This is a genomic window from Methylobacterium aquaticum (assembly GCF_001043915.1).
Classification (GTDB): domain Bacteria; phylum Pseudomonadota; class Alphaproteobacteria; order Rhizobiales; family Beijerinckiaceae; genus Methylobacterium; species Methylobacterium aquaticum.
This window is the reverse complement of sequence record NZ_LABX01000216.1, coordinates 1-16,146: the sequence shown is the minus strand read 5'-3', so window position 1 is coordinate 16,146 and position 16,146 is coordinate 1. Positions and strand designations below refer to the sequence as shown.

At 69.6% G+C, this 16,146-nt stretch carries 13 protein-coding genes; 7 read left to right on the top strand and 6 right to left on the bottom strand.

Annotated elements, in window-relative coordinates:
* On the top strand, positions 1-335 hold a 335-nt coding region (locus VP06_RS25465; RefSeq protein ID WP_048466606.1), incomplete at its 5' end, for a carboxyl transferase domain-containing protein.
* Between the two features lie 64 nt (positions 336-399).
* On the opposite strand, the gene VP06_RS25460 is transcribed toward VP06_RS25465, so the two are convergent.
* Both VP06_RS25460 and VP06_RS25455 read right to left on the bottom strand, forming a co-directional pair.
* Positions 400-1,860, bottom strand: coding sequence for a methyl-accepting chemotaxis protein (locus tag VP06_RS25460; RefSeq protein ID WP_048466605.1), 1,461 nt, complete (start codon positions 1,858-1,860; stop codon positions 400-402).
* Between the two features lie 443 nt (positions 1,861-2,303).
* Complete coding sequence (locus tag VP06_RS25455; protein ID WP_048466604.1) at positions 2,304-3,686, bottom strand: aminotransferase; 1,383 nt, start codon at positions 3,684-3,686, stop codon at positions 2,304-2,306.
* Positions 3,687-3,839: 153 nt separating this feature from the next.
* On the opposite strand from VP06_RS25455, the gene VP06_RS25450 reads away from it, so the two are divergent.
* Positions 3,840-4,376, top strand: coding sequence for a hypothetical protein (locus VP06_RS25450; RefSeq protein WP_048466603.1), 537 nt, complete (start codon positions 3,840-3,842; stop codon positions 4,374-4,376).
* A gap of 18 nt (positions 4,377-4,394) precedes the next feature.
* On the opposite strand, the gene VP06_RS25445 is transcribed toward VP06_RS25450, so the two are convergent.
* Positions 4,395-4,877, bottom strand: a complete 483-nt coding sequence (locus tag VP06_RS25445) for a MarR family winged helix-turn-helix transcriptional regulator (protein WP_048466602.1) — start codon at positions 4,875-4,877, stop codon at positions 4,395-4,397.
* Between the two features lie 211 nt (positions 4,878-5,088).
* On the opposite strand from VP06_RS25445, the gene VP06_RS25440 reads away from it, so the two are divergent.
* Positions 5,089-6,717, top strand: coding sequence for a long-chain-fatty-acid--CoA ligase (locus VP06_RS25440; RefSeq protein WP_048466601.1), 1,629 nt, complete (start codon positions 5,089-5,091; stop codon positions 6,715-6,717).
* Between the two features lie 122 nt (positions 6,718-6,839).
* On the opposite strand, the gene VP06_RS25435 is transcribed toward VP06_RS25440, so the two are convergent.
* The gene (locus tag VP06_RS25435) at positions 6,840-7,163 is read right to left on the bottom strand and encodes a hypothetical protein (RefSeq protein ID WP_048466600.1); all 324 of its coding nucleotides are present in this window, start codon (positions 7,161-7,163) and stop codon (positions 6,840-6,842) included.
* Positions 7,164-7,467: 304 nt separating this feature from the next.
* On the opposite strand from VP06_RS25435, the gene VP06_RS25430 reads away from it, so the two are divergent.
* The 4 genes from VP06_RS25430 (at position 7,468) to VP06_RS25415 (ending at position 13,538) form a co-directional block, all read left to right on the top strand.
* The gene (locus VP06_RS25430; RefSeq protein ID WP_048466599.1) at positions 7,468-8,016 is read left to right on the top strand and encodes a protein phosphatase CheZ; all 549 of its coding nucleotides are present in this window, start codon (positions 7,468-7,470) and stop codon (positions 8,014-8,016) included.
* A gap of 233 nt (positions 8,017-8,249) precedes the next feature.
* On the top strand, positions 8,250-10,160 hold the full coding sequence (locus VP06_RS25425; protein WP_048466598.1) for a sigma-54-dependent Fis family transcriptional regulator: 1,911 nt from the start codon (positions 8,250-8,252) through the stop codon (positions 10,158-10,160).
* 430 nt (positions 10,161-10,590) lie between these two features.
* Positions 10,591-12,399 (top strand): NAD(P)/FAD-dependent oxidoreductase, encoded by a 1,809-nt coding sequence (locus tag VP06_RS25420; RefSeq protein WP_048466607.1) that lies wholly within the window; start codon positions 10,591-10,593, stop codon positions 12,397-12,399.
* 65 nt (positions 12,400-12,464) lie between these two features.
* Complete coding sequence (locus VP06_RS25415) at positions 12,465-13,538, top strand: 2,3-butanediol dehydrogenase (RefSeq protein ID WP_048466597.1); 1,074 nt, start codon at positions 12,465-12,467, stop codon at positions 13,536-13,538.
* 250 nt (positions 13,539-13,788) lie between these two features.
* Here VP06_RS25415 and VP06_RS25410 read toward each other — a convergent pair whose 3' ends face one another.
* Complete coding sequence (locus VP06_RS25410; protein ID WP_245291308.1) at positions 13,789-14,784, bottom strand: hypothetical protein; 996 nt, start codon at positions 14,782-14,784, stop codon at positions 13,789-13,791.
* Between the two features lie 79 nt (positions 14,785-14,863).
* On the bottom strand, positions 14,864-16,146 hold a 1,283-nt coding region (locus tag VP06_RS25405; protein ID WP_048466595.1), incomplete at its 5' end, for a penicillin-binding transpeptidase domain-containing protein.

The following is a 16,146-nucleotide window of genomic DNA, read 5'->3' as shown; positions in this document are numbered from 1 at the left end:
AGGCGTTCGGCGGCGCCTACGACGTGATGGCGTCGAAGCATGTCGGCGGCGACGTGAACTATGCCTGGCCGAGCGCCCAGATCGCCGTGATGGGCGCCAAGGGCGCGGTCGAGATCATCTTCCGCCAGGATCTCGGCGATCCGGAGAAGATCGCGGCCCGCACGGCCGAGTACGAGGAGCGCTTCATGTCGCCGTTCGTGGCCGCCGAGCGCGGCTACATCGACGAGGTGATCATGCCGCACTCGACCCGCCGCCGCATCGCCCGGGCGCTCGCCATGCTGCGCACCAAGGAGAGCGAGCAGCCCTGGAAGAAGCACGACAACATCCCGCTGTAACGCAAGACGGGCGGCGGAGCCCGGCCCCGCCGCCCTGTCCCGGTGGTCCATCGCCCGTTCGGCGTCACCCCGCCTTGAGGAACTTCTCGACGCTGCCGGTCAGCCCGACCGAATGCCCGGCGAGGCTCTCCGACACCGTCCGGACCGACTCGGCGATCCGGCCCGTGGCGTTCGCGGCATCCGCGACCGCGACGATGTTCGACGACACCTCCTGCGTCGACGCCGCCTGCTGCTCGACTGCGCTGGCGATGGCGAGCGTCAGCCGCGACAATTCGGCCACCGCGGTATTGATGGTCGCGATTGCCGCTACCGCGTCGGTGGTCGCGCCCTGGATGTCGCCGATGCGCTGGGTGATCTCGCCGGTCGCCTTGGCGGTCTGGCCGGCCAGCTCCTTCACCTCGGCGGCGACGACCGCGAAGCCCCGGCCCGCCGCGCCCGCCCGGGCCGCCTCGATCGTGGCGTTGAGCGCCAGGAGGTTGGTTTGGTCGGCGATGGTGGAGATCATGCCGACCACCGAATCGACCTCGCGGGCCTTGGCCGAGAGGCTGCGGACCGTGGCGTCGGTCGCCTCGGCCTGGGCCGCGATCTGCTGGGCGCGCTCGGAGACCCGTCCGACCTGGTTCGAAATCTCCTGGATCGAGGCGGTCATCTCCTCCGAGCCCGCCGCCACCGTGGCGGCGCGCTCGCGCGCCTCATCGGCCGACTGGCCGAGACCGACGGCGGAGCGCTGCATCTCCTCGACCGCCGACCCCATGGCGCTGACGACCTGCGACACGTCGGCAGCCATGTTCACCTGCGCGGTGACGACGGCCCAGGTCAGCATCGGCCCGAGATAGGTGCCGTCGGGCCCCATGATCGCCGAGACCTGGAGGTCGAGCACCTCGGGCCCGAGCTTGATCCGGGTCCGGTGCGGCAGCCGGCTCGCATCGGCCAGCATCCGGCGTTGGTGCGCCGGGTTCTTGTGGAAGACGTCGATCGAGGTGCCGACCATCAGCTCCGCCGCGACCGGCAGGTACTGCGCCAGCGGGCCGAGGGTGCGCCGCGACGTTCCGTTCATGTAGTCGATGCGGAACTCGTCATGCGGATCGGCGGTCATCACGGCGACCGGCATCCCCTCGATCATCGTCAGGAGACGGCTGATTTCGTTCTTCTTCTCGGTGATGTCGGCGGCGAGCTTGACCACCTTGATCGGCTTGCCGGAGGAGTCGAAAACCGGATTGTAGGTTGCCTCGAGCCAGACGCGCTTGCCGTTCTTGCCGAAGCGAAGGTACTCGTTGGCGAAGTAGTCACCCGCGCGCAGCTTGTTCCAGAACGTCGCATAATCGGGCGACTCGGCATCGGCCTTGTCGAGGAACATGCGATGATGCCGGCCGACGACCTCGTCGAGCCGGTATTCGAGCAATTTGAGAAAATTGGCGTTGGCGTCGATCACCGTGCCGTCGAGATCGAACTCGATGATTGCGAGAGATTTGTTGAGCGCTTGCAATGTTGCATCCGACAAGCTCTCCCGGTGCTTCCGAAACATGGCCCCATTTCCCCGCTGGGCGAATTTTATCCAGAAGGGACTATCGCTCTTAAAGAAAGCTGAAGACTGCGCGAAATATTGTTATCAGCGGGGCATGCGACGAGCCGGCCGACCCACGCGAATGGACGGCGGTACGGCCACCTTCCTGTCATTCGCGAAAAAAATTGCGCAACCGGGCAAGCAGTTAGTACAGGGGGGCCAAGAGATTGGGGCGCTCGGTTCGCCACAGAGGCGTAACGGTAATGTCTCACTGCTGCACCGCCGTCGATACTCATCGTGTTCGGCAGGGTAGAATTTCATGACCTTGCGACATTTGCGGCTCTCGGTTGTGTCCGGCTCGTTCCGGCGTTCGGACGCCGCATGTCTGGATCTGACAGGTCTGGATACGTCACCGAGGCCGCCCGGGGGGCGGACGGCCTCGGCTCCCGTCCTTCCGAGCGGCGTCAGATCGCCGTCAGCCCCTGCTCACGGATCCACGCCTGGGTGCGGTCGAGCGCGGTGCCGAGCCGGTCGAACAGGGTGTCGATCTCGTCGGGGCGGATCACCAGGGGCGGGCAGACCGCGACGCGGTCGCCGGTGAGGAAGCGGACGATCAGCCCTTCCTCCTGGGCGAAGGCGACGCAGCGGGCGGCCACGCCCGCCTTCGGGTCGTATTGCCGCTTCGTCGCCTTGTCGGCGACGATCTCGAGGCCGCCGATCAGGCCCATCCCCTTGGCCTCGCCGACGAGCGGGTGCTCCTCCAGGGCCGACAGCCGGCGCTGGAAGTGCGGCGCCTTCTCGGCCGCGCCCTCGATGATCTTGTCGCGCCGGTAGATCTCGATGGTCTTGAGCGCGACCGCGCTCGCCACCGGATGACCCGAATAGGTGGTGCCGTGGCCAAACGTGCCGATCTTGCGGCTCTGGTCCTGCATCGCCTGGTACAGCGTCTCGTCGACCGTGACGCCGCCGAGCGGCATGTAGGCGGAGGTGAGCGCCTTGGCGAAGGACAGGCTGTGGGGCTTCATGCCCACCGTCTCGGAGCCGAACCAGGTGCCGAGACGGCCGAAGCCGCAGATCACCTCGTCGGCGATCAGCCGCACGTCGTAGCGGGCGAGCACCGGCGCGATGGCGGCGAAATAGCCCTTCGGCGGCACGATGGCGCCGCCCGCGCCCATCACCGGCTCGGCGATGAAGGCCGCGACGGTCTCCGGGCCCTCGCGCAGGATCATCTCCTCCAGCTCGGTTGCGAGGCGTACAGAGTAGGCGTCCTCGGTCTCGCCGGGTTCGGCGCCGCGGTAATGATGCGGGCAGGCGGCGTGCAGGAAGCCCGGCAGCGGCAGGTCCCAGTCGGCGTGGTTGGCGGTCAGCCCCGTCAGCGACGCCGACGCCACCGTGACGCCGTGATAGCCCTTCTGCCGGGCGATGATCTTCTTCTTCTGCGGGCGCCCCAGCGCGTTGTTGAGGTACCAGGTCAGCTTGACCTGGGTGTCGTTGGCCTCCGAGCCCGACGAGGTGAAGAACACCTTCGAGACCGGGATCGGCGCCAGTTCCTTCAGGGTCTCGGCGAGTTCGATCGCCGGGTCGTGGCTGCGGCCGGAGAACAGGTGCGTGAAGGGCAGGCGCGCCATCTGCTCGCGGGCGGCCTCGACCAGCTCCTCGTTGGAATAGCCGAGCGCCGTGCACCATAGGCCGGCCATGCCTTCGAGATAGGGCCGCCCATCGGTGTCGTAGACCCAGACGCCATGGCCGCGCTCCAGCACGAGCGGCCCGGTCTGCCGGAAGGCCGCCAGGTTGGTGTAGGGGTGGATCAGGGTTTCGACGTCGCGGGTGGCGAGGTTCGAGAGCATCGTCTCTGTCGCTTTCTTCACGGGGAGCCTTGAGGCGGCTCCCGACTGGCCGAGCAGAATTCGCTTGCGCCGTCACACTAGCGGCGCGATGCGGACGCACAACCCGGGCCGCTCTCGCGGCAGCCCCGCACAATCCTGGTCAGATCGACGCGCATGCTCGACCCCGCCGAACTCGTCTCGACGCCCGCGCCCGGCCGGGCCTGCGGCGCCTGTACTCTCTGCTGCAAGGTCTACGACGTGCCGGCGGTGGAGAGCGTCGCCGGGGAATGGTGCCGCCACGCCAAGCCCGGCCGCGGCTGCGGCATCCACGAGACCCGTCCCGGCCATTGCCGCGCCTTCCACTGCCTCTGGATGACCGAAGGGTGGATCGGCCCGGAATGGAAGCCCGACAAGGCCAAGATGGTGCTGAGCCTCGACCCGACGACGCGCTTCCTCCACGTCCAGGTCGATCCGAGCCAGCCCGGGATCTGGCGCCGGGAGCCGTATTACACGCAGCTCAAGCGCTGGGCGGTCGCCTCGCTGCCGCAGCGCCGGCATGTCCTGGTCTTCGTCAACCGCAGCGCCACCGTGGTGCTGCCGGACCGGGACGAGCCGTTGGGAATCTTCGCCCCCGGCGACCGGCTCCTCGCCCGCGAGCGGATGACCCCGAACGGCCTCGTCATCGAGGTGCAGAAGCAGACGGTGGTGTGACCGCGCCCGACCGCGAGGTCAGCCGCCATCGGCCCGGGCGGCGTCGCGCCAGGCCAGCACCACCCGTTCCAGCGCCGCCACGTCGTCCGGGGGCAGGCGGCCGAGGGTCCGGGCGACGTAGCCGGTCTGGGCCGCGATGCCGGTGCGGGCGAGCGCCAGCCCGGCCTCGGTCAGGTGCAGCGCGTGGGAGCGCCGGTCGCCGGGGATCGGGCGGCGCTCGACCAGCCCGGCCTCGACCAGCCGGTCGATCAGCCCCGAGACGTTGCCCTTGGTGACGTAGAGCCGTTCGGCGAGGTCCTGCTGGGTCAGGCCCTCGCGCTCCGACAGGGTCGAGAGCACGTCGAATTGCGGGATCGACAGGCCGACGGCCTTCAGCTCCGCCGCGACCGCCGCCGAGACGCGCCGGTGCAGGCGGATGAAGCGGAACCAGACCCGCAGCGGGTCGGCCTCGGCCGGGGCGTCTGCCCCAGCCGCTGGGTGGGCGCGCGAGGATGCCGTCATCCCGATAGTTTACATCAGAACCATCCCGAGGCCATGCCCGGCCGCTCCCGATCCCCGGCCGGATGCACGGCCGGGGGCATGGTCTCGCGCCCGCTCTAGCCGGTCCCGCACCGCTGCCATAAGCTGCATCCTCGCAGACCGCGGGCACCAAGCCCCGGCGATCGAGGGCCGCACCCACGAGCGCGGCCGCCCAAGGGAAGGATGACACGCCATGCTCGGCCTGATGCAGGACTGGCCCCTGCTGATCCACCGCATCATCGATTACGCTGCGATCCAGCATGGTGCCCGCCCGGTGATCTCGCGCTCGGTCGAGGGGCCGATGCACCGGACCGATTACGCCACGGTGCGGCAGCGGTCCTTGCGCCTGTCGAAGCGCCTTGCCGCCGACGGCATCCGCCTCGGCGACCGGATCGCGACTTTGGCCTGGAACACCTGGCGCCACCTCGAGACCTGGTACGGCATCACGGGCATCGGGGCGATCTACCACACGGTCAACCCGCGGCTGTTCGACGACCAGATCGCCTACATCATCAACCATGCCGAGGACCGGATCCTCTTCCTCGATCTGACCTTCGTGCCGCTGGTCGAGCGCCTGGCGGACAAGCTGCCGACGATCGAGCGCTACGTCGTCCTCACCGACGGCGCCCACATGCCGCAGACGACCTTGCGCAACGCCGTCGCCTACGAGGACTGGCTGTCGCAAGCCGATGACGATTTCGCCTGGGCGGCCTTCGAGGAGAACACGGCGGCGGGCCTCTGCTACACCTCAGGCACGACCGGCCTGCCGAAGGGGGTGCTCTACTCGCACCGCTCGAACGTGCTGCTCGCCCTGATGGTCAACAACCCGGCCTTCATCGCGCTCGCGCCCACCGACATGGCGATGCCGGTGGTGCCCCTGTTCCACGCCAATGCCTGGGGCTTCAGCTTCGCGGCCCCGATGTCAGGGGCCGGTCTCGTCATGCCGGGGCCGAAGCTCGACGGCGCCTCGGTGCACGAGATCCTGGAGACCACCGGCGTCACCGTGACGGCGGCGGTGCCCACCGTCTGGCTCGGCCTGCTGCAATATCTCGACACGACGGGCAAGCGCCTGAGCCACCTCAAGCGCGTGGTGATCGGCGGGTCGGCCTGCCCGCGGGCGATGACCGAGCGGTTCGAGCGCGAATACGGCGTCACCGTCGATCACGCCTGGGGCATGACCGAGATGAGCCCGATCGGCTCCTATTGCTCGCTCAAGCCCGAGGTCGCCCACCTGGAAGGCGAGGCCCGCCTCGACCTCAAGATGAAGCAGGGCTACGCGCCCTTTGGCGTCGAGTTCCGCCTGACCGACGACGACGGGCGCGACCTGCCCTGGGACGGCACGACCTTCGGCCGCCTCAAGGTGGCGGGCTTCGCGGTGGCGAAGGCGTATTTCCGTTCGGACGAGCCGATCCTCGACGATCGCGGCTTCTTCGACACCGGCGACGTCGCCACCATCGATCCTAACGGCTACATGGCGATCACCGACCGCTCGAAGGACGTGATCAAGTCCGGCGGCGAGTGGATCTCCTCGATCGACCTCGAGAACCTGGCGGTCGGCCACCCGGACGTGGCGGAAGCGGCGGTGATCGGCGTGCGGCATCCGAAATGGGACGAGCGCCCGCTGCTCATCGTGGTGCCGAAGGAGGGCCGCACCCCCGACAAGGCCGACATCCTGGCCTATATGGCGCCGCGCATCGCCAAGTGGTGGATGCCCGATGACGTGGTGACCGTGCCGGCGATTCCCCACACCGCCACCGGCAAGATCCAGAAGACCGCCCTGCGCGACCAGTTCCGCGATTACCGGCTCCCCGGGACGGACTGAGCGGCCTCCAACGACGCGATGCGCCGGTCCGGAGGGCCGGCGATCGCATCGAGGGGCGACGGCGCATGGCCCGGGCGTTGGCGCCGTCGCCCGACGCGGGGCAGGCCGTTTGGCCGCCCCGGTCACACCCCGGAGGAGACCGGGTGCTCCGGCCCCCTCGAAGGCGCGCATGGCGGCGATCCGCCCGCCGGGCGGAACGTGAACAGGTCGAGCACCTCGAGAGCGATCGCGCCGTTGATCGGGACCGACTGGTCGGCCATGGCACGGGGCAGGTCCATCCGCACGCCCCGGACCGTGATGTGCAGGGTGGCGTCATCGACGATCGAGGCCGTCGCCGCGAGCATCGCGTCGCGCCCGTAGGCGCTCACGGCCCAATCGACCCGACAGGCGTTGCCGTCCGGCACCTCCTTCAGCGCCGCCCTGTCGCGGCAGTTGATGGAATCCAAGTCGGCATCGATCGTGCGGTGGCAGCGTTGGGCGAATCGGCGTCGGCGACGTCGCGATCTCCTGTTGCGGTCACGGGCCCGAAGGGAGCGGCACCGGCCCGGCATCCACAGCCGCGCGACCGCCAAGTGGACGGAGGGTGCGGCCGGATCGTGCTGGACAGGTCGGACCCGCGGCCATTCGCCGGCCTATCCCGCGCCCTGACAGTCACCGTTGTCTCGTTGCAGTCTCGGCGATGTTCGGAAACGCTTAATACCGCCCGGTTACCGTGCCCGGACTGGTCATATCGTACAGCGTTCCGGGATCATGAACAGCGGCACGGCAAAACTCGGATCTCTCGAGGACAGCACCTCCCTCCTCCAGCATCATCTGCTGGCGATCTCCGAGGCGATCGCGCGGACGCGGCAGGAGATCGCCGAGCTGCGGGACGAGCAGGAGGCGGGCCGCACCCGCGACGAGCTTCATGCCGTCGTGCGGGGGACAGAACACGCCACCAACGCGATCCTGTCGGCGTCGGAGACGGTCGACGCGCTTGCCGGCGGCATCGCCAAGCGGGCTGGGGAGAGGGCGATCCAGGACGATGCCCTGGCGATCCAGGCCCAGATGCAGACGATCTTCGAAGCCTGCAACTTCCAGGACCTGACCGGCCAGCGCATCTCGAAGGTCGTCCGGACCATCGTCCTCGTGGAGGAGCGGGTGGACGAGATGCTGCGCGTCTGGTCCGGTCCGGCCAGAGCGGCGGCGGCGAAGGCGGCCGTCGACCGGCGCAGCGAGGAGGACTCCCTCCTCAACGGCCCCGCCCTGCCGGGCGAAGCCGCCGTGTCCCAGGACGCCGTCGACGCGATGTTCCCGTAAGCGGAACGGCCGGACCGCGACATCGCCGGGTTCCGTGGCGCTCTGGTGCAAACCCTCCTCCGACCGGCGTCGGACCCCCTTCGCGACGTTCAAGGCGCTCCGGACCGTCCCGCCCGCCCTGATCCGGCGGCGGGTTGCTCGACGAACGGCCTCCCGTCGCGCCGCGCCCCGCGGCGGCCTTTTCCTGCCTGCCATTCGCGCGCAGTATGGGAAAAAGACCGGGGAGGACGCGGATGCGGTCCGCCGTGATGGCCCATATCGACGAGCTCGTCCGGACCGCGCGCGACGAGGGCGGCGCGCGCGATCCGCTCATCAGCCAGTCCTGGCGGCGATGCCTCGCCGAGTACCGCCTCGATCCGGCCGCGCCGCGGCGCGCCTACATCCACACCCAGGCGCGCCTGCGCGAGCACCGTGATGCCCTCGACGACCTGATCCGGGTGGCGCGCTTCGGCGTCGAGGCCCTGTACCGGCAGGTCTCCGGCCTCGGCTACGTGCTGATCCTGGCCGATGCCCGTGGCGTTGCCGTCGATTTCATCGGCGATTCCGGCCGCGACGGGGAGCTGCGCCGCGCTGGCCTGTATCGCGGCTCCGACTGGAACGAGCATCTCGCCGGCACCTGCGCGGTCGGCACCTGCATCGCCACCGGCGAGGCCCTGTCGGTGCATCTCGACGACCACTTCGCCGGAGACCATATCGGCCTCACCTGCACGGCGGCGCCGGTCTACGCCGCCGACGGCACGCTGGCGGCGGTGCTCGACATCTCGGCCCTCCAGGCGCCGGCCCCGAAGGCGAGCCAGCACCTCGCGCTCCAGCTCGTCACCTCCTTCGCCCACCGCATCGAGACCGCGAGCCTGCATAACGGCTTCCGCCGCGAGTGGATGCTGCACCTGTCGCGCTCGCCGGAATTCGCCGATATCGAGCCCGAACTCGCCCTGGCGGTGGATGCGGGCGGGCATATCCTCGGCTTCAACAGCCGGGCGCGGGCGCTGATCGATCGCGTCCTGCACCGGCCGCGCGGGGCGGTGGATCTCCGGCATGCCGGCTTGGGCCTGCGCCTCGACGCGCTGTTCGAGGCCACGATCGACGACCTGCCGCGGTTCACCCGGGCGGTGCCGGTCGAGCGGCGCGTGCTGCGCCTGCGCGGGGGCGAGCGCTTCTACGCCCTGGCGCTGGAGCCCGCCGAGTGTCCCCCACGGACCTCCCCCCGCACCGCGCGGCCGGCCCCGCCGCCCGACTTCGCCGGCGGCGATCCGGCCCTCGCGGCGATGGCCGGCCGAGCCTCGCGCCTGTTTGCCGCGGGGGTGAGCCTCCTCGTCGGCGGCGAGACCGGCACCGGCAAGGAGGTGTTCGCCCGCGCCGCCCATGCCGCCTGCGCGCGCGCGCAAAAACCCTTCGTGGCGGTGAATTGCGCGGCGCTCCCCGAGACGCTGATCGAGGCCGAGTTGTTCGGCTACGAGCCCGGCGCCTTCACGGGCGCGGCGCGCCACGGCGCCAAGGGCCTGCTGCGCCAGGCCGAGGGCGGCCTTCTCTTCCTCGACGAGATCGGCGACATGCCGCTGCCTGCGCAGACGCGCCTGCTGCGGGTCCTCGCCGAGCGCGAGGTGACGGCGCTCGGCAGCGCGGCACCGCAGGCCGTCGACATCCGGGTGATCGCCGCGACGCATCGCGACCTCGCCGCCCTGGTCCGCGAGGGCCGCTTCCGCGAGGACCTGCTGCACCGCCTGGGCAGCGCCCGCTTCGTCCTGCCGCCCCTGCGCGAGCGCGCCGACCTCGCCGCGCTGGTGGCGCGTCTGCTGGCGGGACGAAACGGGGCGCCGCACCTCTCCGCCGAGGCCCTGGCGGCGCTCATGCGCCATACGTGGCCGGGAAACGTCCGCGAATTGGTGAGCGTGCTCGACTATGCCTGTGCGCTTGCCGAAGGGCCGGAGATCGGCCTCCACGACCTCCCGCCGACGGTGACTGCGGCTGGCGCGGATGTGTCCGCCCCCGATGCGCCTCCGACGAGCGACGACGCACTGGAAGCGGCCCTGCGCCGCCGCGCCTGGAACGTCTCGGCGGTGGCGCGCGATCTCGGGCTCGACCGCTCCACCATCCATCGGCGCATGCGGCGCCTCGGGCTCGTCTCGCCCAACCGCGCGGGGTGAGCGGGGCGCGCCACCTGTGGCGGGTGTGCCGGGTGCCACAGGTGGGGCGCGTCGGGTGTGGCGGTGGGGACCGATCGTCGGGACTCCATCTGCACCCTCACGACAGCCCGATCGAAGTCATGCCGATTGAACTCAGGCCGCGTTGCGTCCCGCCCACAACGGCATCCTGACGTACTGGCGATCAAAGATCGCATACGATCGAAGAAATCATCGACGAAGCGCTCAAGAGATCGCAGAGATGTCTGGAGCCATTCTTCGATGTCAGTCGATCTTCGGGCGACTGACACCTCGAAATGAGGTGGCGAGCGGGAAGATATTTTCTGTGCTCCGAAGGGATTGTCGCGGTGACTGGCCCGCCTTCTCGGTCACCCCTGGCATGCCGCTTGCGCAACCCATCCCGCACAACAATGGGAGGAACCCAATGGACGCCATGACCCGTAAACTGGAACCCCTGTCTCCCGCCGACGCGCGGGTGATTGCCTGGCTCGACCGCTTCGAGGCGGCGCTGCGGGCGCACGACGCCGCCGGGACGGCGGAGCTGTTCGCCGAGACCTGCTTCTGGCGCGATCTCGTCGCCTTCACCTGGAACATCACCACGCTGGAAGGCCGCGGGGCGATCCGCGCCATGCTCCAGGCGCAACTCGGCGCGGTCACGCCCGGGAGCTTCACCCTGGAGGAGCCGGCGACCGAGGCGGACGGCGTCACCGAGGCCTGGATCGCCTTCGAGACCGCGAGCTTGCGCGGGCGCGGCTATCTCCGCCTGAAGGGGGAGGAGGCATGGACGCTGCTCACCGCGGCGCGCGAGCTGAAGGGCTTCGAGGAGCCGGGCGGCCGGCGGCGCGAGCGGGGCGTGCATCACGGCGTCGAGCCCGGGCGGCGCTCGTGGTCCGAACGGCGGCGCGACGAGGAGGCGGAGCTGGGCCATACCCGCCAGCCCTACGCGCTGGTGGTCGGCGGCGGACAGGGCGGCATCGCGCTGGGCGCCCGGCTCAAGCGCCTCGGCGTGCCGGCCCTGATCGTCGACAAGCATGACCGGCCGGGCGACCAGTGGCGCAGCCGCTACAAGTCGCTGCACCTGCACGACCCGGTCTGGTACGACCACCTGCCGTACCTGCCCTTCCCCGATCACTGGCCGGTCTTTGCCGCCAAGGACAAGATCGGCGACTGGCTCGAGATGTACACCAAGGTCATGGAGCTGAACTACTGGTCGAAGACCGAGGTGCATTCGGCGCGCTACGACGCAACGGCCGGCGAGTGGGTGGTCGAGCTGACCCGGGACGGCGAACGGCTGACGGTACGGCCCAAGCAGCTGGTGCTCGCCACCGGCATGTCGGGCGTGCCCAACCTGCCGACCTATCCGGGCATGGAGCGCTTCCAGGGCGAGAGCCACCATTCCAGCCGGCATCCGGGCGGCGAAGCCTATCGCGGCAAGCGGGCGGTGGTGATCGGCTCCAACAACTCGGCCCACGACATCTGCGCCGATTTCTACGAGAACGGCGCCGACGTCACCATGGTGCAGCGCTCCTCGACCCACATCGTCAAGTCCGACACGCTGATGGAACTGGCCCTCGGCGGCCTCTATTCCGAGGACGCCTTGGCCAAGGGCATCACCACCGACAAGGCGGACATGATCTTCGCCTCGGTGCCCTATCGGATCATGCACGAGTTCCACATCCCCGTATACGAGCAGGCGAGGGTCCGCGACGCCGATTTCTACGCCCGGCTCGAGAAGGCCGGATTCCAGCTCGATTTCGGTGATGACGGCTCGGGCCTGTTCATGAAGTACCTGCGGCGCGGCTCGGGCTACTACATCGATGTCGGCGCCTCCGACCTGATCGCCGACGGCCAGATCAAGCTGGCGCATGGCAAGGTCAAGGAGATCACCGAGGACGCGGTTCTGCTGGAGGACGGCACGCGCCTGCCCGCCGACGTGATCGTCTACGCCACCGGCTACGGCTCGATGAACGGCTGGGCGGCCCAGCTCATCAGCCAGGAGGTCGCCGACCGGGTCGGCAAGTGCTGGGGCCTCGGCTCGGACACCACCAAGGATCCGGGGCCCTGGGAGGGCGAGTTGCGCAACATGTGGAAGCCGACCCGGCAGGAGGCCTTGTGGTTCCACGGCGGCAACCTGCACCAGTCGCGCCACTACTCGCTCTACCTCGCCCTCCAGCTCAAGGCCCGGATGGAGGGGCTGGCGACGCCGGTCTACGCGCTGGCCGAGACGCATCACGCGGCCTGATCCCCTCGGGGTCGACCGGGACCGGCCCCGCCGGTCCCCATCCATCAGCGATCAAGGAGGAAACAGTGAGAGCACTCCGCTTCCACGCGGCCAAGGACCTGCGCCTCGACGCCATCGACGCCCCGCCCGACCGGCCGCCCCCCGGCCAAGTCCGGATCCGCAACCGCTTCGCCGGCATCTGCGGGACCGACCTGCACGAATACGCCTACGGCCCGATCTTCGTGCCGACCGAGCCCCACCCTTTCACCGGAGCCCACGGCCCGCAGGTGCTCGGGCACGAATATGGCGGCGTCGTCGAGGCGGTCGGCGCCGGCGTGACCCATGTGAAGCCGGGTGACCGGGTGTCGGTGCAGCCGCTCATCATGCCGCGCAGCGGCAATTACTACAGCGACCGAGGGCTGTTCCATCTCAGCAGCGACCTCGCCCTGGCGGGCTTGAGCTGGGCCTGGGGCGGGATGGCGGAGGCGTCCATCCTCAACGACTACAACGTCCACCCGATCCCGGATGCGATGAGCGACGAGGAGGCGGCGCTGGTCGAGCCAGCCGCCGTCGCGGTCTATACCTGCGACCGCGGCGGCGTGCAGTCCGGCGACAGCGTGCTGGTCGCGGGCGCGGGGCCGATCGGCCTCCTGACCCTGCTGGCGGCGCGAGCGGCCGGCGCCACGCAGCTCTTCGTGTCCGATCCCAACCCGTCCCGGGTCGCCTTCGCGGTCGACCTGCTCCCGGGGGTGACCGGCATCGACCCGCGCCGCGACAATGTCGGCGAGGTCGTCCGCGCGGCCACCGAGGGACGGGTAGGCTGCGACGTTGCGATCGAGTGCGTGGGCAACGAGCACGCCCTCCAGGCCTGCGCCGACGCCGTGCGCAAGCAGGGCGTCGTGGTGCAGACGGGGCTGCACCCGAAGCCCAATCCGCTCGACTGGTTCCAGGTTACGGTCAAGGACATCGAAATCCGCGGCGCCTGGGCCTACCCGACCCAGCTCTGGCCGCGGGTGATCCGCCTGATCGCCTCCGGGCAGCTGCCCGCACGAAAGATCGTCACCCGCACGATCGGCCTCGACGAGGCTATCGGCGGCTTCGACGCCCTGCTCGATCCAGCCGGGAGCCAGCTCAAGATCCTGATCGACCTGGCCCGCTGAACCGTCGCGCGGCGGACCGCGTCATATGCATTCCGGAAGCATCCTTCCGGAATGCGTCTGATTCACATCCGACCTCATGCCAACGGCCCAAGATGCTGACGCATCGATTCGATCCCGGGCAGGCCCGGGATCGACGGGGCCGTTGACTCATCTCGAAGTTTTCGATGCCAGGCCAGAGGCTTGGCGAAACTTCGAGAACGGAACCAAAGGTCGATTTCTTTCGACCTTTGGAATCACTCCTTCTTTGGTATCACTCCTTCGCCAGCGCATCCGCGAATGCCGCGATCCTGTTTCGCGCGTAGGTCGGCAGGCCGGCGCTGATCGAGGTGCCGGTGTTGAACGAGGAATTGCCCATCAGCACCTGAGCCGGCAGCAGGTTGCGCAGGACCGGGACGCGCTCGTACTCCTTCTTGCGGTCGAGCACGTCGGCCTTGATGCCGAGCGTCATGTAGGCGGTGACCACCGTCTTGTTCGGGTCGGTCCCCATCGGCTGCATCACCGCCAGGAACTTGCCGAAGCGCAGGATCTGGTTGACCCAGAAGATGTTCTGCTCCATCGCGCCGGCCACCGGGGCCTCGATCTTGGTCAGCTCGACGAGCTTGGCCGCCTCGTCGGCGGGCAGAACCCGCAGCTCGCTCTGGAACGAGACGAACTCGGCGATCTTCTTGCCCCCATCCTCCAGCTTGTTGGCGAGCTTCACCCCGAGCGGCAGCTTGCCCTCAAGGTCGTAGCGCGACTCGATGCAGGTGGTGTCGGGCGCGGCGCACCACGGCCGGTCGGGCCGGCGGGCGAAGGCGGCGGCCGGGTCCTTGGTCGGGGTCGCGTCGGCCGGGTTGAGGGTCTTGTGCTTGATCGCCGGGTCCATCCGCGACAGGAACGGGATCGTGGCGAAGCGCTTCAGGTCGATGCGATCGGGGCTGCGCGGCACGATGAACCGCGCCTCGGCGACGTAGACCTTCAGCGTCTCGTGCCGGGGCTTCGCCACCCCGTTCACCGTCTGGACGTAGTCGGGCTCGACATAGGCCGGGTGGGGGGCGAGCAGGGCCTTCTGGGCCGGGCTGCGCTTGCCCCATTCGGCGAACGGAACGAGGCCGCTCTCCGGGCTGGCCGGATTGTCGCGGTGATCGGTGAACGCGATGGTGTTCGGCGCGATCCCGGCCGGATCGAGACCCGTCACCGCCGGCACGTCCTTGGTGCGGTACTCGGCGAGGGCAGGGGAGACCGCAAGCGTCGAGCCCGCGACCATCGCGGCGAGCACGAGCGGAAAGAGGCGCGGGCGCGCCGTCAGGCTGTCACGCACGGGAAATCGTCCTGGTTGGTTCGGGTCAGTAGGTCGGTTCGTCGCCGAACGGGTAGTCGGGGTCGCGCCGGCGCGGCCGGCGGATATACTCGTCGTCGCCGAAGGGCGAGCGGCTGCGGGCGCCGGGCCAGTAGGGCTCGGGTGCCGGCACCGGCTGGGCGCGGCGGGCATAGGGCGGCGGCTCCGGCCGGCCGAAGAGAGCGCCGAACGGGTCGTAGCGGTCGGCATCCGGCGCCTCGTCGGGCATGCGGCCGGGGTTCTCGCCGTCCAGGGCGTCGCCGTCCTGCTCGCTGTCAGGCCGCATCGCGTAGATCTGCTCCTGCGGCACCAGCTTGAAGCGGGTATCGGCGAGGCGCCCGTCCACCGAGAGGCGGAAATGCTCCATGAAGCCGCCGCCTGCGATCCGCTGGCCCGAGCGCAGGTCGATCGGGGCATCGGCGATCAGGCGCTTGGCCTCGGGGCTCGGGCCGTCGAGCGGCGTCTTCGGCACCCCGTTGGCCCAGGCGGCCTGGAGCACCTGGGAAAAGATCGGCACCGACAGGTGGCCGCCGGTCTGGCCGCGGCCGAGGGTTCGGCGCTTGCCGTCGGCATTGTCGTAGCCGATCCAGGCCACGATGGTGATCTCGTTGGTGAAGCCGGAGAACCAGGCGTCGTTCTCGTCCTCCGAGGTGCCGGTCTTGCCGGCGACGTAAGGCGAGAACCGGGCGAGCGCCGCCGCGGTGCCGCGCTGGGTCACGCCCTGGAGCAGGCTCTTCAGCTGGTAGAACGCCACCCGGTCGGCCGAGCCGATGCGGGCGAGCGGCCGGTCGGCGTGCTGGTAGAGCACCTTGTCGCCCTGCGTCACGCTTTCCAGCCCGTAGGGCGAGGGCCGCTCGCCCTCGTTGGCGATCGCCGCGTAGAACGCCGCGAGGTCGATCATCCGCACCGGCTGGGCGCCGAGCACGAACGGATAGTAGCGCTCGCATTCGGCATAGAGCTGCGCTTCGAGCGCGATGTCGCAGACTTTTTGCAGGCTCGCCGGCGCCTTCTCGGCGATGCCGCCGCGCAGGAGCTGGGCGGTGACGAGGTTCTTCGAATGCTCCAGGCCGCGGCGCAGGGTGGTCGGGCCCGAACCGCCGCCCTCGTAGTTCTTCGGCGACCACGAATCGCCGACCCCGCCGATCGGCGGCAGGGTGACGCGGGCATCCATCACCAGGGTGTTGGGCTGGAGGCCGGCATTGAGCGCGGCGAGGTAGGTGAGGGGCTTCAGGGTCGAGCCGGGCTGGCGCACGCTCTGCGTCACCCGGTTGAGCTGGCTCAACGGGTCGG

Bases quoted from the DNA above. Each gene is read 5' to 3' on its own strand.
- VP06_RS25460 (WP_048466605.1), bottom strand. From the start codon at position 1,860: ATGTTTCGGAAGCACCGGGAGAGCTTGTCGGATGCAACATTGCAAGCG.
- VP06_RS25455 (WP_048466604.1), bottom strand. From the start codon at position 3,686: ATGCTCTCGAACCTCGCCACCCGCGACGTCGAAACCCTGATCCACCCC.
- VP06_RS25450 (WP_048466603.1), top strand. From the start codon at position 3,840: ATGCTCGACCCCGCCGAACTCGTCTCGACGCCCGCGCCCGGCCGGGCC.
- VP06_RS25445 (WP_048466602.1), bottom strand. From the start codon at position 4,877: ATGACGGCATCCTCGCGCGCCCACCCAGCGGCTGGGGCAGACGCCCCG.
- VP06_RS25440 (WP_048466601.1), top strand. From the start codon at position 5,089: ATGCTCGGCCTGATGCAGGACTGGCCCCTGCTGATCCACCGCATCATC.
- VP06_RS25430 (WP_048466599.1), top strand. From the start codon at position 7,468: ATGAACAGCGGCACGGCAAAACTCGGATCTCTCGAGGACAGCACCTCC.
- VP06_RS25425 (WP_048466598.1), top strand. From the start codon at position 8,250: ATGCGGTCCGCCGTGATGGCCCATATCGACGAGCTCGTCCGGACCGCG.
- VP06_RS25420 (WP_048466607.1), top strand. From the start codon at position 10,591: ATGACCCGTAAACTGGAACCCCTGTCTCCCGCCGACGCGCGGGTGATT.
- VP06_RS25410 (WP_245291308.1), bottom strand. From the start codon at position 14,784: ATGGTCGCGGGCTCGACGCTTGCGGTCTCCCCTGCCCTCGCCGAGTAC.